Genomic DNA, 21,153 nt, shown 5'->3' with positions numbered 1-21,153 from the left:
ACTCGCCTCGGATCGTGACTTCAGGGCTTGCGCGGCCCACGGGGGCTGCCGCGTCCGCCGGCGGGGCCGCCGCCCGGTCGCTTGCCGCCCGGCGGATTGCTCCGGGTCCCGCCCCCGCGCTTGAACCCGCTCGACGGCCCTTCGCCGCGAAGCGCGCCGCCATCGCGCGGCTTGAAGGGCCGCTTCGGACTGTCGCCGTCCGCGCCCGACTTGCCGAACGAGCGCTCGCCGCGCCGGTCGTCGATGAACTGGTCGTCGCGCGGCTTGAACGCCCGCTTCGGCCGCTCGCCGCCCGCCGTCTCGCCCTCGGGCCGGGCGCGTGGGGTGAAGTTTTTCTTCGGATGCTCGAACTTCGGCGTCGCCTTGGCCCAGCCGGCCTTCTTCGGCGGCCGGGCGGCCCGTTCAGCCGCGGCCTCGGCCGCGGCCCCGGCGGCGCGCACCCGGCTCGGCTTGCGCGAGGGATCGGAGATGGCCGAGCCCGAAGCCCCCTTGTTGATCGGGGTCGACACCCGCCGTCCGGGTATCGGCGCCGGGGTCGCCACCGAGTTGCCGGTCGGCAGGTTCTCGGGCCGGATATGCTGGGCCAGCAGTTCGCGGATCACCCGCGGCCCGACCTCCTCCACCGACCCCGTCGGCAGGGTGCCCAGCTGGAACGGCCCATAGGCCAGGCGGATCAGCCGGTTCACCGTCAGCCCCAGATGCTCCAGCACCTTGCGGACCTCGCGGTTCTTGCCCTCGGTGATCGAGACGCTGATCCAGAGATTGGCGGGGGCATGGCCCTCGCTCTCCTTGGCCTTGTCCAGCGTCGCCTCGATCGGCCCGTAGCGGACGCCGTCGACCGTGACGCCGTCCTTGAGCGAATCGAGTTGAAGCTGGCTGACCCGGCCGCGGGCGCGGGCCCGGTACTGGCGCACCAGTTCGGTCGACGGAAGCTCGAGCGCCCGGCTCAGTTCGCCGTCGTTGGTCAGCAGCAGCAGACCCTCGGTGTTCAGATCGAGACGTCCCACCGACAGCACACGAGGCAGGCCGCTGGGCAGCGCATCGAACACGGTCGGGCGTCCAGCGGGGTCAGTGTGCGACGTGAGCAGACCGGCGGGCTTGTGATAGCGCCACACCCGCGTCGCCTCTGCCGAACCGATCGGCTTGCCGTCGACCGTAATGACGTCGTCGCGTGTCACCACCACCGCCGGCGTGTCGAGGATCTTGCCATTGACCGCCACCTTGCCCAGACCGATCAGCCGTTCGACCTCGCGGCGCGAGGCAATACCGGCCCGGGCCATGACCTTGGCGATGCGCTCGCTGCGCTTCGGGCCCTCGTCAGCCTTGGGACCGGGCTTTCCTCCCTTCGAGAAAGCCTTGCCGTCCTTGTTGAACGGCTTGCCCCCGCCCTTCCCGGCCTTGTCGTACGGCTTCCCGCCTCTGGGCGGCCCCCGGTCGTCCGCGCCCTCGACGCGTTTGACATAGGGTTTGCGGGGGCCGTCGCGGTCGGCGTCTTGACGCGGGCGCGGCTTCTTGTCGTTGTCTCGGGGATGGCTGGCCATGATGAGCGGTTCATGCACATGGCCTTGGCCTGTGCGCAAGCGGCGGCGGACGCGGGAGAGACTCCCGTGGGCTGCGTCATCGTCGACGAATCGACCGGAGAAGTCGTCGCCGAGGGCATGAACGGCCCCATCGGCGCGCACGACCCCACCGCCCACGCCGAGATCGTGGCCCTGCGCGCGGCGGCGGCGAAGCGCAGAAACTATCGCCTCACCGGCCTGACCCTCTACGTCACGCTCGAGCCCTGCGCCATGTGCGCCGGGGCCATCAGCCACGCCCGCATCGGCCGCGTGGTCTGGGGCGCCGACGATCCCAAGGGCGGCGCCCTGGCCCACGGCCCACGTTTTTTCGACCAGCCGACCTGCCACTGGCGGCCCGCATTCGAGGGCGGGCTTCTGGCCACCGAGGGCGCGACCCTGCTCCGCGATTTCTTCCGGGCCCGACGCAAGGGAACGGCCGCTTGAACGGCGCGTTCATCGCTCCATCCGAACAGCAAGGCTTGTCTGTATGCGTTTGACGTCTTTCGCCGCGTTCCCGGCCTGTGGGGTGGCTCTCCTCCTTCTTGCGGCCTGCGGTTCGGACGCCGCCACCGCTCCCACGGACGGCGAAGCCGTTCGCGAGCGGGCGGAGACCGCGCAAACGGCCAAACGGCGGACGGGCGCCGAAATCCAGGAGCGGGCGCTGAACCGGGTCATCCGCACCAGCTATCTGTGCAACAACGGCGAGCGGTTGACGGTCGATTTCGACAATCCCCGTCAGATGGCCACGGTCCGCAACTCCAGCGGCAAGGCGGTTGACCTGCATCAGGAACAGGCCGGGTCCGGCCTCTGGTACCGCGCCTCGGGCTATGAACTCCGCGGCGAAGGCGCCATGGCCGTCTGGACCGGCGACGGTCGCCAGCCCACCGACTGCCGGGCCATCGACTAGGCGAAGGCCGCCAGGCGGGCGTCCAGCCGGTCACGCACCATCGGCCAGTCCTCATCGAGGACAGCGAACTGGGCTGTGTCGCGGATGCGGCCCTTCCAGGTGATCTTGTGCTTGCGCAGAATTCCCTCGTCTCGCGCACCGAGCTTGCGGATCGCGGCCTGACTGCCCGGATTGATCGCGTCGGTGATGATCTCGACCCGTATCGCGCCGCCGTCGAACGCATGCGCCAACAACAGGCGTTTGGCCGCGGGATTCACCGCGCCGCCGCGCGCTTCAGGTCGATAGAAGGTCGAGCCGATCTCGCAGCGTCGATGCTCGGGTCTTATCTCGTAGAGACTGGACGTCCCGACCACGACGCCGTCGGACAGCCGCCGCACGGCGTAGGCGATGCGGGTTCCATTCTCCATCGCCGTCAGGGCGGACCGCCACCAGCCGGCGAAATTCTCGCCATAAGCCGCGCCCACCATGATGTCCCAGGACGCCTGATCGCAGTCCAGCGCCGCCTGGACCTCCGCCATCAATCCGTCCGCGAACGGCTCCAGACGGACGAACCGGTTCGTCAGCGGCTCGACCGCCAGATTCATCGGGGCGGGTTTCACGCATCGATCTCCGCATCGAGGAAGGCGGTCAGGGCGCTGGGGTCGACAGCCTTCTCGACGAGGACGTCCCCGATGGCTCGCGCCAGAATCAGGGTCAGCCGTCCGCCCTCGGCCTTCTTATCCCCGGCCATCCGCTGGACGAGGCGCACGCCCCGGAACGTCCCGACCTGCTTCAGCCGGGTCGGCAGGCCGGCCGCCGCCAGAACCGCTTCCGCGCGAACGGCGTCCTTCGCAGGGCAGTGCCCCTCCGCCGCCGAGAACCGGAAGGCCAGCGCGCATCCGAGCGCCACCGCCTCGCCATGCGTGAGCCGGGTCTCGTCGAACCCGAGCTCCGCCTCGATGGCGTGACCGAAGGTGTGGCCGAGGTTCAGCAGCGCGCGCCGCCCCGTTTCCTTCTCGTCCTCGCCGACGATGGCGCTCTTGATCTCGACGGAGCGCACCACGGCCCGTTCCAGCGCCGCCGGATCGCCTGCCGCGCCCGCCGCCCCCCCGCCTCCCAACCAGTCGAAGAAGCCGGCGTCGCAGATCAGCCCATGCTTCAGCACCTCGGCCCAGCCCGAGCGTAGTTGCCGTCCCGGCAGGGTCCCCAGCACATCGATATCGGCCAGCACCAGCCGCGGCTGATGGAAGGCGCCGACCAGGTTCTTGCCGCGTGGCGTGTCGATCGCCGTCTTGCCCCCGACCGACGAGTCCACCTGGGCCAACAGCGTCGTCGGAACCTGCACGAAGTCGATGCCGCGCATGAACAGGGCCGCCGCCAGTCCGGCCAGGTCGCCCACCACCCCGCCGCCCAGCGCCACGACCACATCCTTCCGGTCGAGCCGGAAGGCCAGCATCCGGTCGATCACCCGTTCCAGCTCGGCGAACGACTTGGACCCCTCGCCCGGCGGTATGGTGAGCAGACGACCCTGCACGCCCGCCGCCTCCAGCGAGGCCAGCGCCGCCTTGCCGTGCAGCGCCGCCACGATCTCGTCGGTGATGACCACCGTCCGACCGGCCGCCAGCGGGGCCACCCGCGCCCCCAGCCCGGCCATCAGGCCGCGGCCGACGATCACTTCATAGGGTCGGAAGTCTCGGCCCGAGACGAGCACGGTCGTCGTCACGTCCGAACCTCCGGCGCATGGGCGGCGAAATGGGCGTCCAGCGCCTCGACGATGGCCTCGACCGCCTGCGTATGGGCCCCGCCCGCGACGTCGACGATCAGATCGGCGGTCGCATAGACCGGGTAGCGCACCTCCGCCATGGCCTTCAGCGCCGTCAGCGGGTCCCGTCCGCGCAACAGGGGCCGGGTGTCGCGCCGCTGGACCCGCTGCGCCACCGTATCCAGATCGGCCCGCATCCACACCGTCACGGCCCGCTCCTTGAGGAGCGCCCGCGTATCCGGGTTCAGGATGGCGCCGCCGCCGGTGGCAAGCACCATCCGCCGCCCTTCGAGCAACCGTCTCATCACCCGCGCCTCTCCGGCCCGGAACTCGGCCTCGCCCAGTTTGGCGAAGATATCCGATACGGTCATCGCCGCCGCCGCCTCGATCTCGATGTCCCCGTCGGCGAAGGGCAGCTCCAGCCGCTTCGCCAGCCGGCGCCCGACCGTCGATTTCCCCACCCCCATCAGCCCGACCAGCGCTATGGTGCGGCGATGGACCGGAATCGGCCCGTCGCCTGTCACGACCGGCCTCGCGGGAGGCGGTCGGGCGGTGGCGGAACGGACGGCGACAGGCAAGGCGGCATGATCCGACCACCCTTTACACCAGGCGGCGCCGACGCAAAGCGGTCGCGCGCATGAGCCTCCCGCCCGGAACCCGTCAGGTCGAGGCCTTTCTGGAGATGATGGCGGTCGAGCGTGACGCCTCGCCCCACACCCTGTCGGCCTACGCCCGCGATCTCGCCGACGCTGAAAACGCCCTGCCCCATGGCCTGATGGGCGCCGACGAAGCCGCTGTCGAGGCGTGGTACGCTGGTCTCGGCGCCCGCGGCCTGTCCGCCGCCACCCAGGCCCGCCGCCGATCCGCCGTGCGCCAGTTCTACCGCTTCGTCCTCGGCGAGGGCTGGCGAACCGACGATCCCTCGCGTCGCCTCGAGGCCCCCGGACGGGGCCGCAGGCTGCCCAAAACGCTGGGCCGGGACGAGGTCGAACGTCTGCTCGCCGCCGCCTCGGCCCGCGACGGCGCCGCCGGTCTGCGCCTCGTGGCCCTTGTCGAACTGGCCTACGCCTCCGGCCTGCGCGTCTCCGAACTGCTCGGCCTGCGGGTCGAGGCCGTGCGGCGCGATCCGGCCTTCCTGATCGTCCGCGGCAAGGGCGGCAAGGAACGGCTGGCCCCGCTCAACGCCTCGGCCCGCGAAGCCGTCAGGGTCTGGCTCGTCGCCCGCGACGCCGCCCGCCCGGAAAAGGCCCCGGACAGTCCGTGGCTGTTTCCCTCATCCTCGGCCAGGGGGCATCTGACCCCGCGCCGCTTCGCCCAGTTGCTGGATCAGGCCGCCGTCGACGCCGGCATCGACCCCGCCCGGGTCAGCCCACACGTCCTGCGCCACGCCTTCGCCACCCATCTGCTGGAGGGCGGCGCCGACCTGCGCGTGGTCCAGACCCTGCTCGGCCACGCCGACATCGCCACCACCCAGATCTACACCCACGTGGCTGTCGACCGGCTGGCTCGGGTGGTCCGGGACAAGCATCCCTTGGCGAAGGACGACTGAACCGCCGCTTGCCCCCCGGCGTTGACCCCACTAGGTTCCGCCGCCTTCCGTTGCGCTGATACGCGCGCCTGTTCCGGACGCCTGATGGCCACCCACTACCTCGAATTCGAAAAGCCGATCGCCGAACTGGAGGCGAAGATCGAGGAGCTGAATCTGCTCTCCTCGACCTCCGGGTCGTTCGACGCCGAGGTCTCCGGCCTGCGCAAGAAGGCCGAACAGCTGCGCCGCAAGGTCTACGCCGATCTCGATCCGTGGATGAAGACCCAGGTCGCGCGCCATCCGCAGCGGCCGCATTTCGTCGACTACGTCGAAGGCCTGTTCACCGACTTCGTCGAGCTGAAGGGCGACCGCCAGTTCGGCGACGACCAGGCCATTCTGGGCGGGCTCGCACGCTTCCGGGGCGAACCGGTCGTCCTGATGGGGCATGAGAAAGGCCATGACACCCAGACCCGCCTGACCCACAATTTCGGCATGGCCCGCCCCGAGGGCTACCGCAAGGCGGTGCGTCTGATGGACCTGGCCGAGCAATACGGCCTGCCGGTGCTCAGCTTCGTCGACACCGCCGGGGCCTATCCCGGCCTCGGGGCCGAGGAACGCGGCCAGGCCGAGGCCATCGCCCGCTCGACCGAGCGCTGCCTGACCCTTGGCGTGCCGTCGATCGCCACCGTGACCGGCGAGGGCGGCTCTGGCGGGGCCATAGCCATCGCCGCCGCCGGCCGGGTGCTGATGCTCGAGCATTCGATCTATTCGGTCATTTCGCCGGAAGGCGCCGCCGGCATCCTGTGGCGCGACGGCGCCCGCGCCCGCGACGCCGCCATGGCCATGAAGATCACGGGCCCCGACCTTGTCGAGCTCAAGATCGTCGACCGGATCATCCCCGAACCCGTGGGTGGGGCCCACGCCGATCCAGCCGCCGCGATCCAGTCCGTCGGCGACGTCCTGGCCGAGGAACTGGCGGCGCTCTCGGGCCTGTCACCCGAACAGATCCGCAAGGCCCGAGCCGACCGCTTCTACGCTATCGGCCGTGTCGGCTAGCCGACCCTGTTAACCCTTCGGCGACGGTTGTCGGGCAAGGCTTCGTCGTATCCTGAGTTGCAGGTGGCGACTGAGTCGGGAACGACGGGAATGAGTAGTGTCGGCGAAGCGCTCCGCGAATCCGCCATCATCAATCTGGCCGGGGCCGTCACCATGGTGGTCGACGATTCGCCCTTCTCCGCCGAGATCACCACCACCGCCCTTTCCGGCTTCGGCATCCGAACCCGTCATTCCTGCCGAAGCGCGCCTGAGGCCATGGCGATCCTCACTGAGATCGAGGCTGACCTGCTGGTCGTCGACTGCGAGATGCCGGGCATGGACGGCTTTGAACTGGTCGAGTGGCTGCGGCGTTCCGGCCCGCCCAACGCCTTCGTCCCCGTGATCATGACGGCGGCTCACATCCGTCGTTCGATGGTCGACAGGGCCCGAAACTGCGGAGCCAACTTCATCGTCACCAAGCCGTTCAGCGCCTCCAGCCTGCTGGAGCGGATTGTCTGGGTGGCGCGCGACAACCGGCCGTTTCTGGAGGTCGGCGATTATTTCGGCCCGGACCGCCGATTCCGCGAGGGCGAGCCTCCGGGCAAGGAGCGCCGCGCCGACAACATCCGCCGCGCCGAGTTCGAGGCCCAGAAGGCCGCCCTCGCCGAAGAGGCAGGCCAATGAGCGTTATCACCCATTCCCGCCGCAAATCGCGCCTTTCCAAATTGATCGACAGCGCGGGCGGCATCGCTGTCGGCCTGGCGCTGACCCAGGCGAGAGAAAATATCGGCAAGCTGAGAGACAAGGCGCTCAAGGAGGTCACCCATCACATCGGGGCGCTGTCCGCTCTGAAGCAGCCGACGACGTCCGACGAGAGGGACGAGATCCTGCGTCGCATCTATCAGTCGGCCAACCACCTGATCGACGCCGCCAGCCCGTTCGGTCTGTCGGAGATTTGCGCCGTGGCCTCCAGCCTGTGCGACGTGGTCGACCTGGCATCCGAAGAGGATGCCTTCGACTGGCGCATTCTGCAGGTTCATATCCAGTCGCTGCAGCTGCTCAGCACCCTGCCGGAAGAAGCAGTCGAGGAGCGCAACGCCGTCACCTCCCAACTGTCGAGCATGATGGCCAGGAAATTCGGTCAGACCGGCTGACGGTCGGTCCGGGCGCCGCGTGTCTGCTTGCGCCACAGCGCCGCATATTCCCCGCCCTGACGCGCCACCAGCTCGTGATGCGCGCCCCGCTCGACGATCCGGCCGGCTTTTAGCACCAGGATTTGATCCGCGTCGGCGATGGTCGACAGCCGGTGCGCCACCACCAGCGTCGTCCGGCCGGCCCGCGCCCGGCGCAGGGTCTTCTGGATCGCCGCCTCGGTCCGGCTGTCCAGCGCGCTGGTCGCCTCGTCGAGGATCAGAATGCAGGGGTCGGCGAGCAGCGCCCGGGCGATGCCCACCCGCTGGCGCTCGCCGCCAGACAGCTTCAGTCCGCGCTCACCGACCATGGTGTCCAGGCCCTGCGGCAGGGCGCGGATAAACGCGTCCAGCTCGGCGGCGCCGGCCGCCGCCCAGATCGCCGTCTCGTCCGCATCCGGGCGGGCGAAGCCGATGTTGGCGCGGATCGTGTCGTTGAACAGGGCCACGTCCTGCGGCACCAGCGCCACCGCCGCGCGCAGCGATTCCTGCGTCACCCGGCGAGCGTCGAAGCCGTCGATCCGTACCGCCCCCTCCTGCGGATCCAGCAGGCGCAGGGCCAGTTTGACGATCGTCGACTTGCCCGAGCCTGACGGCCCGACCAGCGCCGTCGTCGTGCCCGGCGCCGCGACGAAGCTGACGTCCTCCAGCCCGCTGGCGCGGGCGTCGTGGCGGAAGCCGACGTGGTCGAAGGCGAGCGCCGCGCCGCGCGCGTCGGCCGGCCGGGTCAGGGGGGCGGCGTCGGGCGCATCTGCGACCTGCGGCGTCTGACGCGTCACCTTCAGCATCTCCTCCATGTCTATGAAGGACTGACGGACTTCCCGGTAGGCGAAGCCCAGAATGTTGAGCGGCGCGTACAGGCTGATCATGATCAGCACCGCCGCCATGACGTCGCCCGGACCCATCCGTCCGGCGGCGGCCTCGAACCCCGCCATCACCGCCATGACCGCCAGACCGAGATTCATGATCACGGCCTGGATGACGTTCAGCAGGGCCAGCGAGCTGTTGGCCTTCAGCGCCGCCCGCGTGTAGTCGCCCAGCGCCATGTCATAGGCCCGCGCCGCCCGCGCCTCGGCTCCGAACGACTTGACCGTCTCGTAGTTGAGCAGGGCGTCGACCGAGACTCCCGCCGCCTGGGTGTCCGCGGCGTTCATCTCTCTCCGGTGCTCGATCCGCCAGTTCGACAGGGCGAAGGTCGAGACGGCGTAGATGGCGACCACCGCCACCGCCACGGCCCCGAGTCGCCAGTCGTATTTGCCCGCCAGCACCCCGGCCGCCAGCACCAGCTCCACCCCGGTCGGGATCAGGTTGAAGGCGAGGATGCGCATCAGGAAATCGACGGCCCGGGAGCCCCGGTCCATGGTCCGCGACAGGGCGCCGGATCGCTTGGTCTGGTGGAAATCCAGCGACAGGCTCAAGGCGTGGGCGAAGGTCTCCGCCGCCGCCGTCCGCTGCGCCGCCGACCGCACCGGCGCGAACACCACGTCCGAGGCGTTGGGGGCGATCGCCGACAGCAGCCGCACGATGGCCCAGCCCACCGCGAACCCGCCGAAGCCCCAGGCCAGGGCCGCGCCCGTCCCCTGCCCCGCCGCCAGCCGGTTCACCGCCGCCCCCAGCACCAGCGGGGCCAGCACGCCCAGCGCTTTGCCGCCCAGGGTCATGCCGATGGCCGCGACCAGCCTGAGCCGCAGCTGCGGCGCGTTCGACCGCCGCACCAACCGCATCAGGTCCAGCAGGGCCCGACCGGCGGGCGGGCCTTTCGAAAGCCCGGCCGGAGGCGCGTCCTGCGCGGCCCTGGCCGCCGAATCGCCCCGTCGCCCCCCTGCTCGTTCGCCCCGCATCGCCATGAACGCCATATGGCCCGGTGCCGGCGGCTGCGCAAAGGGTCGTTCAGATACGGCCGGTCAGCGACGCCCAGATCAGGCGCAGCCGCTTCGCCGCCTCGCTCCGGGTCGGATTCGTCAGGCTTGCGTGGACGACCGCCGGAAAGGCGGCGACGGGCAGACCGCGCAGCGCCGCCCGCGCCCGCGGTCGGGCGGCCCTCGCCTCGTCGAGCCGGCCGGTCTGCGTCATCCCCCACACCCGTCCGGCCTCGACCACCGCCGCCTCATGCCCGGGCCCGGCCAACAGCCGCACGGCCACCTGCATCGGTCCGACGTAGAAGGCGTCCAGATCGTGCGCCTCGCCGTGCACCCGGCCGATGTGCGCCGCGATCAGCGCCTCGAACGGCGCGCGCTCCAGCCCATGACGCCCCACGACATCCGTCAGGGCCTCCAGCACCGGATGGCCCTTGCGGGCGACGCCCGCGAACACCCCGTCCATCTGCTCGCGCCACCAGACATAGCGCATCTCAGCCAGCAGCGGCTGGGTCACCCGCGTCGGAATGGCCAGCAGTTCGGCTTCAAAGGCGTAGAGGGCGATCAGGTCCGCGCGCGCCGCCGCATCGCCGACGAACCGGCTCGACAGCCAGCGGTCGGGATCGGCCGCGCGGACCTGTTCGTCCAGCGATGACCCGGAATCAGCCAAACAGCGTCTGGTACATCGCCATGGCGGTCAGCATCGGCAGCGACAGCAGCATATTGGTGCGGCTGCCCAGCATGGCCACGCGGGCCGCCTTCGCCTTGACGTCGTCCTCGGCCGGAACAATGCCCAGCGCCCGCTTCTGGTTCGGCCAGATGATGCCCCAGACATTGAGGAACATGACGATGGCCAGCCAGACGCCGATGCCCAGCAGGGTGTAGCCCTTCTGGTCCTCGGTCAGACCGCCGACGAGGCCGAAGCTCAGCACCTCGACCGCATAGGCGTGACCCCGGCTGAAGGCGAGGGCCAGGCCAGCGACCACGGTGGCCAGCGCCGACCAGCGGAACCAGAACAGGGCCTCCGGGGCGATGTGCTTGCCGATGGCCGGCTTCAGCTCGGCCGGGATCGACGGCATGATCCGGATCTGGACGAAGTTGAAATACCACAGCAGGCCGATCCACAGGACGCCGGCGACGACATGGGTCCAGCGGAATACCGCCTGCCAGAAGATCAGGTCGAAGCCGCCCGGCGAGACGCTGCCGAAGGCGTAGATCATCACCCCCGCCAACACGAGGCTGAGCAGCACGGTGGTGCGGAAGTTCGAAAGCAGTTTGCCGAACATGTCAGACGCCCCTCCCCGGGCGAGAATCGTTGAAGCGCGACCATACAGCCGCGCCTCTCCGACAAAAACCGAAAGAGTTTGTGGGTATCCGCCCCCCCGACAAAAGGGAGCGGGTATCCGGCGCCCTACGGCCGGCTGGCCATGCCCAGCTTGACCGGCGTGGCGTCATCCGCCGCGCCGCCCCGCTTGACGCCCCACAGCAGGATGATCGGCGCGGCCACATAGACCGACGAATAGGTGCCGATGATGATGCCGGCCATCAGGGCGATGGAGAAGCCGAACAGGGCCTCGCCGCCGAACACCGCCAGCGCCGCCAGCACCATGATCGCCGTTACGCCGGTGATGATAGTCCGCGACAGGGTCTCGTTGATCGACAGGTCGATCACCTCGCGCAACGGCATGGTCTTGTACTTGCGCAGGTTCTCGCGGAGGCGGTCGAACACCACGACGGTGTCGTTCATCGAATAGCCGATGACCGTCAGGATGGCCGCGACCGTGTTCAGGCTGAACTCCAGCTGAAGCACGACGATCAGGCCGAAGACCAGGATTACGTCGTGCGCCAGTCCGGCGATGGTGCCGAAGCCGAACTGCGGCTCGAAGCGGAACCAGATGTAGGCGAACATCAGAACCACGGCGAGGCCGAGCGCAAGCATGCCGGAGGTGAACAACTCGCCCGACACCTTGGAGCCGACCACGGCGACGTCCGAATAGGTCACCTCACCGACCGCGCCGGTGATGGCGGCTTCGACCTGCCGGACCACGGCGGTCTGGTCGCGCCCTTCGGGAATTTGGAAGCTGACGATAGCGGTCGAACCGTCGTCCACGTCCGTGCCGCGCCGGGCGATGCCCTGGACCTGGACGTCGCCAAGGCCGAGATCACGCACCGAGCCGCGGAGCTCGTCCAGCGCCACGACCTGACCGGCCGGCTTGGAAACTTCAAGCGAGGCGCCGCCCCGGAAGTCGATGCCCATGTTCAGGCCGGGATAGAAGCAGCCGATGATCGAGGCGATCACCAGCACGGCCGACAGGGCGCCGAACGCCCGGGAAAATCTGACGAACTTCAGGTTTGTCCGCGTCGGCAGAAGTTTGATGAGGGGCCATCCACGCATCGCCATCACTCCGCGATCGGCAGTTTTTTGGGCTTGGCGACCTTCAGCCACCACGCCAAGGCGACCTGTGCGACCAGAACAGCCGACAGCATCGAGGTGAAGACGCCGATGCTGAGCGTCCAGGCGAAGCCCTTCACCGGCCCTGCGCCCAGCACGAACATGATCGCTGCGGCCACCAGGGTCGTCAGATTGGCGTCGATGATGGTGCCCATGGCCTTGTTGAAGCCGGCGTCCAGCGAGGCGATCACCGACCGCCCGGCCCGCGCCTCGTCGCGCATCCGCTCATAGATCAGCACATTGGCGTCGACCGCCACGGCGAAGGTCAGCACCAATCCGGCGATGCCGGGCAGGGTCAGGGCCGCCCCGGTCATAGACATGGCCGCGATGATCAGTAGGCCGTTCAGCAGCAGGCCGATGATCGAGATGCCCCCGAACAGGAAGCCGTAGGACAGCAGCATGAAGATCAGGATGATGGCGAAGCCGATGGCGGTCGACAACGCGCCCGCCTCCACCGCGTCGGCGCCGAGGGCGGCGCTCACGGTCCGGCGCTCTTCGACCTGCAGCGGCGCCGGCAGGGCCCCGCCGTTCAGAAGGTTGACCAGCTCGGCGGCTTCCTGGATCGTGAAACTGCCCTCGATGATGCCGGAGCCGCCGGTGATGGCGCTGCGGATATTCGGCGCCGAGATGACGACGCCGTCGAGGATGATGGCGAAAGGCTTGCCGATGTTCTGGGCTGTCGCCTCGCCGAAGCGGCGGGCGCCGGCGCTGTCGAAGTTGAATCCGATGGCCGTCTGGTTGTTCTGATCGGTGGTGACCTGCGCCCGGGTCAGATTTTCACCCGACACCAGGATGCGTTTCTTGACCAGATAGGGGAAGCCGGCGGCGTCCGGAATAATCTCGGCGTCCGGCGGCGGGAAACCGGCCAGGGCCTCCTCGACCGAGTTCTCGACGTCGACCATCTGGAAGGTCAGCTGCGCCGTCGTACCGATGATCCGCTCCAGTTCAGCCGGATCGCTCTCGCCCGGCGCCTGGATCACGATGCGGTCGGCGCCCTGACGGGTGATCGACGGTTCACGGGTGCCGAGGCTGTCGATCCGGCGGCGCACCACTTCGATCGACTGGGTGACCGCCGTCGAGGCCATCGAATCCATGGCCTGCTGGGTGAAGGCATAGCGGATGCGGTCCTCGCCCTGACGCCGAACGATGCGCTCGGCCACCTGGCCCGCCCCGCCCGTTAGCGGCCGCATCGCTTCCAGCGCCCGATCCATGCTGGCCGGATCGGCCAGGGTGACGGTCACGCCCGAGCCGTCCTGCTGGATGCCCGAGATGTCGATCCCCGTTTCACCCAACACCGTCCGGGCGTCCTCACCGAGGTTGGTGAGGCGCTTCTCGCGCATCTCCGGCACGTCGACTTCCAGCAGCAGGTAAGACCCGCCCTGCAGGTCGAGGCCGAGATTGACTCCGCTCTTGGGCAGCCAGCCCGGCAGCGCCGCCTTCTGTTCGGCGGTCAGCACGTTCGGATAGGCGAAGAACAGCCCGAAAACGAACGACAGGGCGAGAAGAATGACCTTCCAGCGCGACAGATGGATCATGCGGGCTTCCCCGACCTTTCAGAGCGCCGGGATCAGGCTTTGGTGACTTTCTTGGTGTCGTTGGCGGCGACGCCGGTGCGGTCGCGCACCTGGGTGATCATCGCCTTGACCACGCGGACGTTCACGCCCTGGGCGATCTCGACCATGGCCTCGTCGTTCTCGATCCGCGTCACCTTGCCGATCATGCCGTTGGACAGCACCACCGTGTCGTTGCGCTTCAGCCCGGCGATCATCTCGCGGTGCAGCTTGGCCTGCTTCATCTGCGGGCGGACCAGCAGCAGATAGCCCATTACGCCGATCAGGATGATCGGAGCGAAGCTGATCAATTGGGCCATCAGGCCGCCGTCAGTCGGAGTCATCGATGGGTCTCTGGCATACGGGCCCCCCGCGGCGCCCTTGGAAAACGAGGCGCGGAACCTAGGGTGCGCCGCCTCACTTTGCAACGCGAAGACTGGCCGGTCCGCCCCGCCTGCGTCAGCGCGGCAACACGCTCAGCGGGTCGATCGCCGTCGGCTCGTCGCCGCGCATGCGCCAGGTCTCGAAATGGATCGACGGCCGTCCGTCCCCGGCGGTGTTTCCGACCGTGCCGATGACCTGGCCCGCCCGCACCTCGTCGCCGTCGCGCACCGTGGCCGAACCGAGATGGCCGTAGACCGAGCGCCAGCCCTCACGGTGCACGATCAGCACCGTCAGCCCCTGCCCGGCCAGATCATCGCCGACATAGCCGACCCGGCCCGCCGCGCTGGCCCGCACCTCGGCCCCCGCCGGGGTGCCGATGTTGACGCCGTTGTTGCGCTCGCCCATGCCGACCGGCCCGAAGCGACGCAGGATGTCGCCGCGCACCGGCCAGTCCAGACTCACGGTCGCGGTCGCGGGCGGCACGGGCGGCGGTGCGGCCGTGGGCATGGGCGGCGCCGGCGGCGGCGGCGGCGGCGGCGGCACGCCCGCGTCGGCCACATAGACTCCCGTCGGCGACGGTCCGGTGGCGTAGGGATCGCCGCCGATGTCGACCGCGCTGGCGGGCAGAATGACGCGCTGGCCCGGCGACACATCAGCCCTCGGCCCCAGGCCGTTCAGATCGATCAGCGTCTGCACCGGCGTCTGGAAGCGCCGTCCGATGCCGGAAATGGTGTCGCCCGGCTGGATCACATAGGCCGCGCCGGCCGCGACCGGCGCGCCCGAGGCGGGCGGCGGCGGGCTGGCGAACCCTTCCGAGGCGGGGCCGGCGGCGGGCTGGTAGGGGCTGGTCCCCACGGGCGCGTCCAGCGCCCCGCCCTCGATCTCCGCGACCGGCGCGCCCGCAGGCGGCGGCGCCTCATTGGCCGGGTTGGTCGGACCGCGCACGCCTTCCCCGCTCGGCGCGGGCGCGGCGGGCGGCGCGGGATAGTTGCGCACCGGCGGCGGCGGCGGTTCAGCGTGGATCGAATAGCGCGGCTCGGTCGGATAGCTGGCGCAGGCCGCCGTCAGGCTCATCGCCCCCAGCACCGCCAGCGCCTTCAACCCCGTCCTGATCCCGATCATCGCCCGCTCCTCAATCTCGAATCCGCCCTTCGGACCAGACCCCGTAAACCGCGCCAAAGTTGGGCGTGAAGGTTAATGAGGCGTTGCGGGAGGCGGCCGGTAGTCGATGTTGACCCGCCGGTTCAGAGGCTCCGGCATGTCGTCAGCCGTTGGTCGGGCCAGCTGGCTCTCTCCGCGCCCGTGGATTTCGATAGCTTTCCAGTGCACGCCCTCCCGCACGAGCGCCTCGGCAACCGCCTCTGCGCGTCGAAGGCTGAGCGCCAGATTGTCCTCCTCCGAGCCGACTGTATCGGTGTGGCCGTCCAGACGGATCACCCACCCGGGCTCATAGACGGCCGCGGCGATCCGCACCGCAGCCCTGGCGCCGAACGATCGGATTTCCGCACTGCCCGGCTCAAAACCATACACCGGTCTGAGGTGCCACAGGCCGGGAGGGTTCTGCGCCGGTGGGAGCACCTCGACCGTAACCGGAAGGCACGCTCCGGCATTCCTCGGGGCCGGATTGACGCTTAGATAGTTGGCCGACACCCCGGCACGTAGCAGTTCGACGTAGGCTGTAAGTTTCGCCTCCGACCAGGCCGTCTCGGACTGGTCCGAACCCGCCAGCGTCGCGCGCGCGCCAAACCGGCCGGCGTCGCGAAACACGCGCCCGGCCTCGCGGAAAGCGGCAAAGGCTTCGGGCGTGGGGACGTCCCCGTCAAAACACGCCTCCCATGTGTGGGTCTGGCCGGGCGACGCCGCGGTCAGCAAAGTGAGGAGAGCAGCGCTGAAGACTGACATGGAGCCACCCTGCCCCGTCAGACCGATCCCTGTCACCCCTCCCGCGCCGTCCCCTCGACCAGCGGCACGAACCGCACCTCGGCCAGGCTCTCGCGCCGGAACGATCCGTCCTCCAGACTCACATACCGGTGCAGCCTCTGCACCGATCCCCGCCCCACCGGACAAACCAGGATCCCGCCCGGCTTCAGCTGGTGCAGCAGCTCCGTCGGCTCGCCGGGCGCCGCCGCCGTGACCATGATCCGGTCGAACGGCGCCTGCTCCGGCCAGCCCAGCCCGCCGTCGCCGTGGCGGGTGATGACGTTATCGATCTTCAGCTCCTTCAGCCGCCGCTCGGCCTCGGTCAACAGGCTGCGGTAGCGCTCCACCGAATAGACATAGCGCGCCAGCCGGCTCAGCACCGCCGCCTGGTAGCCCGACCCCGTGCCGATCTCCAGCACCCGGTGGCGCGGCTGCACGTCCAGCGCCTGGGTCATCAGGCCGACGATATAGGGCTGCGAGATCGTCTGGGCGCAGTCGATCGGCAGGGCCTGGTCCTCCCACGCCTGGTCGAGGAATTTCTCGTGCACGAACACCGCGCGGTCGATCGACTCCATCGCCTCCAGCACGCGCGGCTCCGTCACCCCCTGCTGCCGCAGCCCCAGGATCAGCCGCCCGGCGCGATCATCGTTGAGTTTCATCATCCGCCCTTTAACGACAGACGGTTGGCGTAGAGCATGGAGCCTGATGGACAGAGCCCCGTCGGGACGAAGCGATCCCCGTACTGGATCGATACGACTTCAGCGGACTCGCCGCCGCGCGCCACCGTCCCTCCGCGAATAGCCACCTGCCGTCCGCTCCATCGTCGCCAGTCAGTGAGGACTTCCCGAGGCAGAGCAACCGCCATGCAGCTTCCGTCCTGCAGCGTCAGCACACCGCCGGAATGAGGAACCCCCCGGACGATTTCAAGTCGTCCGCGGACCGCGCAAGAGCCCATTGCATCACATCCCGCGTCAAGCCACGGCCTATCCGGCCATGGCGCTTGCGTCGCGCAACCGGTCAGCAGCGCCGCTATCGACGTGAGGAGCGCAACCCTTTCCCTCATTCCGCCGCCACCGTCTTCGGCGGCGCCCCGCCCAGCACGCCCTTCAGGTCATGCACGCTCGGCATGTGCGTCAGGTCGATGTGCAACGGCGTCACCGAAATCCTGCCCTCGTCCATGGCCCGCAGGTCGGTCCCGTCGGCATGCTCCTGCTTGGTCCCGCGGAAGCTCATCCAGTAATAGTCCCGGCCGCGCAGATCGGTGCGCCGCACCGCGTGCATCTCGCCCAGATCGCGGAAGCCCTGCCGCGTCACCTCGACCTCGGTCACGTCCTCCGGGGGCCGGGCGGGGAAATTCAGGTTCATCACCACGCCGGTCTGCCACGGCTGGGCCAGCAGGCGGCTGATGATCGCCGGCGCGAACGCCTCGGCCGTCTCCCAGTGCGCCCTGACCTCGTCGTGAAACCGCTCCAGCGACTGGCTCAGCGCGATCGAGCGGATGCCGAAGGCCATGCCCTGCAGCGCCCCCGCCACCGTCCCCGAATAGGAGCAGTCCTCGCCGACATTGTGCCCCCGGTTGACCCCCGACAGCACCAGATCGGGCTTCTCCGGCATCAGGTCGTTGACCGCCAGCACCACGCAGTCGGTCGGCGTCCCGGTCACCGCGAACCGCTTCTCGCCCAGCGTATTGACCCGCAGCGGCTCGGTCAGGGTGATCCCCCGCCCCTTGCCCGACTGCTCGACCTGCGGCGCGCACACCCAGATGTCGTCCGACAGCGTCCGGGCGATCCGCTCCAGACACGCCAGCCCCTCGGCCTCGATGCCGTCGTCGTTGGTCAGAAGAATGCGCATGCCGTCCGGGTGATGCAGCGCGTCGGACGCCGGCGCAACCGCCTTGTGTCAGTTCGCCGGCCGGATGTCGTCCGCGAGAATGACGAAGGCGCCGCCGCAATCGTTGCGGATCACCGAACCCTCGTGGGCGATCCGGTTGCCCGGCAGCCCCGCCGACCAGGCCGCCGTCCGGCCCGTGATCGTCACCTTCCGCCCGGCCAGATCCTGCACCGCCTGGCGCATCTCGTCCCGCGACGCCGCGCCCGAGACGCACGGCCGCGCGAACGGCTGCAGCACCTGATCCTCGTCGGCGTAGAGCTGGAATTCTTCGTTGCTGAACTTCACCCAGCCGGTGAAGGCGGTGTCAGCGGCGGCATAGGTCATCGGCGTCGAGGCCGTGGCGCAGGCGCTCAGAGCCAGACCCAGCGCGGAGAGACCGATCACAAACTTCATCATGGCATCCTCTTTCCCGCTCATCGGACTGAGCGGACTACCGGGGTCCGCCCACGTGGGTCATGCCCTTGGGCATATAGGGAGCCAACGCATCCGGCACGCGGATGGAGCCGTCGGTCTCCTGATAGTTCTCCATGATCGCGACAAGCGTGCGACCGACCGCCAGGCCCGAGCCGTTCAGGGTGTGGACGAACTCGGTCTTCTTCTCACCGGCCCGCTTGAAGCGCGCATCCATCCGCCGGGCCTGGAAATCCCCGCAGTTGGAACAGGAGCTGATCTCCCGATACGTCCCCTGCGACGGCAGCCACACCTCCAGATCGAAGGTCTTCCGCGCCGAAAAGCCCATGTCGCCCTTGCACAGCAGCATCCGGCGATAGGGCAGCTCCAGCTTCTCCAGCACCGCCTCGGCGCAGCGCACCATCCGCTCGTGCTCGGCGTCCGAGTCCTCCGGCCGGGTGATGGAGACCAGCTCGACCTTGTGGAACTGGTGCTGCCGGATCAGCCCGCGCGTATCCCGCCCCGCCGACCCCGCCTCGGCCCGGAAGCACGGCGTCAGCGCCGTCAGCCGCATCGGCGTGGCCATCTCGTCCTCGGACAGGATCTGCTCGCGCACGAGATTGGTCAGGGAGACCTCGGCGGTGGGGATGAGCAGGTGCTCATCCACCCGGAACAAATCCTCCTCGAACTTCGGCAACTGTCCCGTCCCGAACATCGCCTCGTCGCGCACCAGATACGGCGGATTGACCTCCAGATAGCCATGCTCGGTCGTCTGCACGTCCAGCATGAACTGGCCGATGGCCCGTTCCAGCCGCGCCAGCCCGCCTTTCAGCACCGCGAACCGCGCGCCGCTCATCCGCGCCGCCGCCTCGAAGTCCAGCAACCCCAACGCCTCGCCCAGATCGGCGTGGTCCCTGTTCGGCCCGCCTTCGCTCAGCAGGCCCCAGCGCGTCACCTCGACATTGCCCGCCTCGTCCGCGCCCTCCGGCACATCGTCCGCCGCCAGGTTCTTCTGCGCCGCCAGCAGGTCGCGCAGTGCCTTGCCGGCCCCGGCCTCGACCGCCTCCTGCGCCGCGATCTCGCCCTTCAGGCTTTCGACCTCGGCCTTCAGCCGCTCGGCCTCGGTCATGTCCTTCTTCGCCATCGCCGCGCCGATCAGCTTGGACGCCGCATTGCGCTTCGCCAGCGCCTCCTGACCGGCCGTCTGAGCCGCCCGCAGCGTCCGGTCCAGCTCCAGCGCCTTGTCGACCACCGCCTGCGCATCCTCCACGCCGCGCGACTTCCACCCGCTGACGAAGGTGTCGGGATGGTCACGAAGGGCGCGGATGTCGTGCATGGTCGGTCAGTCTGTCTCGGGAAGGAGCCGATGCTCTAGACCTCCCGGCGGATTCAGCCAACCCGCCGCCCCCCGGTCGGGGCTCTCAAATCGTCCGGGGTGATGTAAGGGATGGCGACCCCCGTCTGGAGAGTTTGAGTATGCGTATCTGGAATCTCGCCCTGGTCGCGACCGTCGCGGCCGCCGTGGCCGGGACCGCCGCCGCCCACGCCCGGCTGGTCAGCGCCACCCCGGCCCCCGATTCGATCGTGGCCGCCCCCCGCGCCGTGAGCCTGACCTTCAGCGAGCGGATGGTTCCGGCTTTCTCCGATTTCGACCTCGTCGGTCCGGACGGCGCCACAGTGGCGGTCGACGCGGCGGTGTCGGACGACGGCAAGACCCTGTCCGGCGCTCCGGCCGCGCGACTGGCCCCCGGGGTGTGGCGCGTGAACTGGCGGATCGCCTCCAGTGACGGCCACCGCATGACCGGTTCCTACACCTTCACGGTCCGTCGGGGGTGATCGAGACCTCGGTCGTCCTGCTGCGCGGGCTCCAGTACGGGGCCGCCGTGGTGCTGCTGGGGACGCCCCTGTTCCTGCTTTACGGTTACAGCCCCGGTCGCGGCGTCGCCGGTCCGACCGGTGCCCGACGGCTGATCGCCGGGGCGGCCCTCGCCGTCGCCCTGTTCTCCCTCGCCGGCCTGGTCGCCCAGACCGCGGTCATGGCCGGTTCGCTCGCCGAGGCCCTGAAGCCCGCTTCACTCGGCTTCATGATCGGGGATACGGCGCTCGGCATGGCCTTCGTCTCGCGCGCCGCCGCCGCCCTGATCGTGCTGATCCTGTTCAGCCTGGTACCGTCCGGCCGCGTCCTGTGGGGACTGGCGGCGCTCGGCGGTCTCGTCGTGGTCGCCAGCTTCGCCTGGACAGGCCACGGGGCGTCGACCGAGGGTCCGGGCCGTCTGATCCATCTCGGCGCCGACATCGTCCATGCGGTCGCCGCCGCCCTGTGGCTCGGCGCCCTGGCCGGATTCGCCCTGCTGCTGGCCCGCCCCCGCGCCCCGGCGCCCACCCATCGGGCCCTGCGCGATTTCGCCGGCGTCGGCACGCTCGCGGTGGCTTTGCTCGTCGCGACCGGCCTGATCAACAGCGGCTACCTGATTGGCCCGGAGCGGCTCGGGTCGCTGTTCACCAGCCTCTACGGCCAGTTGCTTCTGCTCAAGCTGGCGCTGTTCGCCGCCATGATCGCCATCGCCGCCGGCAACCGCTGGCGTCTGACGCCCGCCCTCGGCGCCGCCCTCGCGGCGGGCGGCGACACCGCCCCGGCCCTTGCCCGGCTGCGTCGCAGCGTGCTCGTGGAAGCGGCCGTGGGCGCGGCCATACTGCTCGTCGTGTCGTTGATGGGCACGCTGGCGCCGCCCGCCGCGTTGTAGTCCGGGA

The 21,153-nt window shown here is 69.5% G+C and carries 24 protein-coding genes; 8 read left to right on the top strand and 16 right to left on the bottom strand.

From position 1 onward, the window contains the following. Nucleotides 1-20 precede the first annotated feature (20 nt). Nucleotides 21-1,541 carry a pseudouridine synthase gene (locus HNQ67_RS01470; RefSeq protein ID WP_183252715.1) on the bottom strand — a complete coding sequence of 507 codons (1,521 nt, stop codon included), beginning with the start codon at nucleotides 1,539-1,541 and terminating at the stop codon, nucleotides 21-23. Here HNQ67_RS01470 and tadA point away from each other — a divergent pair. Together tadA and HNQ67_RS13715 are read left to right on the top strand one after the other, a co-directional pair. Beyond that, complete coding sequence (tadA, locus tag HNQ67_RS01465; protein WP_246347395.1) at nucleotides 1,530-2,003, top strand: tRNA adenosine(34) deaminase TadA; 474 nt, start codon at nucleotides 1,530-1,532, stop codon at nucleotides 2,001-2,003. The genes HNQ67_RS01470 and tadA overlap by 12 nt on opposite strands. An 82-nt stretch (nucleotides 2,004-2,085) precedes the next feature. After that, complete coding sequence (locus HNQ67_RS13715) at nucleotides 2,086-2,466, top strand: MliC family protein (RefSeq protein ID WP_343054777.1); 381 nt, start codon at nucleotides 2,086-2,088, stop codon at nucleotides 2,464-2,466. Here HNQ67_RS13715 and HNQ67_RS01455 read toward each other — a convergent pair. Genes HNQ67_RS01455 through HNQ67_RS01445 form a run of 3 tightly spaced genes read right to left on the bottom strand, consistent with a single transcriptional unit; the run spans nucleotide 2,463 to nucleotide 4,731 of the window. Then, nucleotides 2,463-3,050, bottom strand: a complete 588-nt coding sequence (locus HNQ67_RS01455; RefSeq protein WP_183252713.1) for a GNAT family N-acetyltransferase — start codon at nucleotides 3,048-3,050, stop codon at nucleotides 2,463-2,465. The genes HNQ67_RS13715 and HNQ67_RS01455 overlap by 4 nt on opposite strands. Before the next feature lie 11 nt (nucleotides 3,051-3,061). After that, a complete protein-coding gene (gene aroB / locus HNQ67_RS01450) occupies nucleotides 3,062-4,168 on the bottom strand; it encodes a 3-dehydroquinate synthase (protein WP_183251675.1) in 1,107 nt (368 codons plus the stop codon). Continuing rightward, complete coding sequence (locus HNQ67_RS01445) at nucleotides 4,165-4,731, bottom strand: shikimate kinase (RefSeq protein WP_343054775.1); 567 nt, start codon at nucleotides 4,729-4,731, stop codon at nucleotides 4,165-4,167. The genes aroB and HNQ67_RS01445 overlap by 4 nt, the downstream gene beginning before the upstream one ends. Nucleotides 4,732-4,844: 113 nt before the next feature. On the opposite strand from HNQ67_RS01445, the gene HNQ67_RS01440 reads away from it, so the two are divergent. The 4 genes from HNQ67_RS01440 (at nucleotide 4,845) to HNQ67_RS01425 (ending at nucleotide 7,924) form a co-directional block, all read left to right on the top strand. Then, on the top strand, nucleotides 4,845-5,756 hold the full coding sequence (locus tag HNQ67_RS01440) for a site-specific tyrosine recombinase XerD (protein ID WP_183251673.1): 912 nt from the start codon (nucleotides 4,845-4,847) through the stop codon (nucleotides 5,754-5,756). Between the two features lie 84 nt (nucleotides 5,757-5,840). Further along, nucleotides 5,841-6,791 (top strand): acetyl-CoA carboxylase carboxyltransferase subunit alpha, encoded by a 951-nt coding sequence (locus HNQ67_RS01435; RefSeq protein WP_183251671.1) that lies wholly within the window; start codon nucleotides 5,841-5,843, stop codon nucleotides 6,789-6,791. A 90-nt stretch (nucleotides 6,792-6,881) separates the two neighbouring features. Beyond that, complete coding sequence (locus HNQ67_RS01430; protein ID WP_183251669.1) at nucleotides 6,882-7,454, top strand: response regulator; 573 nt, start codon at nucleotides 6,882-6,884, stop codon at nucleotides 7,452-7,454. Beyond that, nucleotides 7,451-7,924 (top strand): chemotaxis protein CheE, encoded by a 474-nt coding sequence (locus tag HNQ67_RS01425; protein WP_183251667.1) that lies wholly within the window; start codon nucleotides 7,451-7,453, stop codon nucleotides 7,922-7,924. Before HNQ67_RS01430 ends, HNQ67_RS01425 begins: the two co-directional genes overlap by 4 nt. On the opposite strand, the gene HNQ67_RS01420 is transcribed toward HNQ67_RS01425, so the two are convergent. From HNQ67_RS01420 to serS, 12 genes are all read right to left on the bottom strand, one after another. Then, nucleotides 7,912-9,807 (bottom strand): ABCB family ABC transporter ATP-binding protein/permease, encoded by a 1,896-nt coding sequence (locus HNQ67_RS01420; RefSeq protein WP_425486322.1) that lies wholly within the window; start codon nucleotides 9,805-9,807, stop codon nucleotides 7,912-7,914. The genes HNQ67_RS01425 and HNQ67_RS01420 overlap by 13 nt on opposite strands. A 43-nt stretch (nucleotides 9,808-9,850) precedes the next feature. Continuing rightward, nucleotides 9,851-10,486 (bottom strand): squalene/phytoene synthase family protein, encoded by a 636-nt coding sequence (locus HNQ67_RS01415; protein ID WP_183251666.1) that lies wholly within the window; start codon nucleotides 10,484-10,486, stop codon nucleotides 9,851-9,853. Then, a complete protein-coding gene (locus tag HNQ67_RS01410) occupies nucleotides 10,479-11,102 on the bottom strand; it encodes a hypothetical protein (protein WP_183251664.1) in 624 nt (207 codons plus the stop codon). Before HNQ67_RS01410 ends, HNQ67_RS01415 begins: the two co-directional genes overlap by 8 nt. Nucleotides 11,103-11,227: 125 nt before the next feature. Then, on the bottom strand, nucleotides 11,228-12,217 hold the full coding sequence (gene secF / locus HNQ67_RS01405) for a protein translocase subunit SecF (RefSeq protein WP_183251661.1): 990 nt from the start codon (nucleotides 12,215-12,217) through the stop codon (nucleotides 11,228-11,230). Then, the gene (secD, locus tag HNQ67_RS01400; protein WP_183251659.1) at nucleotides 12,217-13,803 is read right to left on the bottom strand and encodes a protein translocase subunit SecD; all 1,587 of its coding nucleotides are present in this window, start codon (nucleotides 13,801-13,803) and stop codon (nucleotides 12,217-12,219) included. The genes secF and secD overlap by 1 nt, the downstream gene beginning before the upstream one ends. Before the next feature lie 32 nt (nucleotides 13,804-13,835). Next, nucleotides 13,836-14,162 (bottom strand): preprotein translocase subunit YajC, encoded by a 327-nt coding sequence (gene yajC / locus HNQ67_RS01395; protein ID WP_183251657.1) that lies wholly within the window; start codon nucleotides 14,160-14,162, stop codon nucleotides 13,836-13,838. Nucleotides 14,163-14,277: 115 nt separating this feature from the next. Beyond that, complete coding sequence (locus HNQ67_RS01390) at nucleotides 14,278-15,324, bottom strand: peptidoglycan DD-metalloendopeptidase family protein (RefSeq protein WP_183251655.1); 1,047 nt, start codon at nucleotides 15,322-15,324, stop codon at nucleotides 14,278-14,280. A gap of 72 nt (nucleotides 15,325-15,396) precedes the next feature. After that, entirely contained in the window at nucleotides 15,397-16,104 is a 708-nt protein-coding gene (locus HNQ67_RS01385) for an OmpA family protein (RefSeq protein WP_183251652.1), read from the bottom strand. Nucleotides 16,105-16,136: 32 nt separating this feature from the next. Continuing rightward, the gene (locus HNQ67_RS01380) at nucleotides 16,137-16,781 is read right to left on the bottom strand and encodes a protein-L-isoaspartate(D-aspartate) O-methyltransferase (protein WP_183252708.1); all 645 of its coding nucleotides are present in this window, start codon (nucleotides 16,779-16,781) and stop codon (nucleotides 16,137-16,139) included. A 400-nt stretch (nucleotides 16,782-17,181) separates the two neighbouring features. After that, nucleotides 17,182-17,973 carry a 5'/3'-nucleotidase SurE gene (gene surE / locus HNQ67_RS01375; protein ID WP_183251651.1) on the bottom strand — a complete coding sequence of 264 codons (792 nt, stop codon included), beginning with the start codon at nucleotides 17,971-17,973 and terminating at the stop codon, nucleotides 17,182-17,184. 48 nt (nucleotides 17,974-18,021) lie between these two features. Further along, nucleotides 18,022-18,408, bottom strand: a complete 387-nt coding sequence (locus tag HNQ67_RS01370; protein WP_183251648.1) for a hypothetical protein — start codon at nucleotides 18,406-18,408, stop codon at nucleotides 18,022-18,024. A gap of 34 nt (nucleotides 18,409-18,442) precedes the next feature. Next, nucleotides 18,443-19,738 (bottom strand): serine--tRNA ligase, encoded by a 1,296-nt coding sequence (gene serS, locus HNQ67_RS01365; protein ID WP_183251646.1) that lies wholly within the window; start codon nucleotides 19,736-19,738, stop codon nucleotides 18,443-18,445. Between the two features lie 140 nt (nucleotides 19,739-19,878). Between serS and copC the strand changes: the two genes are divergently transcribed. Further along, nucleotides 19,879-20,238 (top strand): copper homeostasis periplasmic binding protein CopC, encoded by a 360-nt coding sequence (gene copC / locus HNQ67_RS01360; RefSeq protein WP_183251644.1) that lies wholly within the window; start codon nucleotides 19,879-19,881, stop codon nucleotides 20,236-20,238. After that, entirely contained in the window at nucleotides 20,235-21,146 is a 912-nt protein-coding gene (copD, locus tag HNQ67_RS01355) for a copper homeostasis membrane protein CopD (protein WP_183251642.1), read from the top strand. Before copC ends, copD begins: the two co-directional genes overlap by 4 nt. Nucleotides 21,147-21,153 lie beyond the last annotated feature (7 nt).

Source organism: Brevundimonas basaltis (genome assembly GCF_014202075.1).
Classification (GTDB): domain Bacteria; phylum Pseudomonadota; class Alphaproteobacteria; order Caulobacterales; family Caulobacteraceae; genus Brevundimonas; species Brevundimonas basaltis.
Note: the sequence above shows the minus strand (reverse complement) of the source record. Positions and strands in the feature narration are given on the sequence as shown.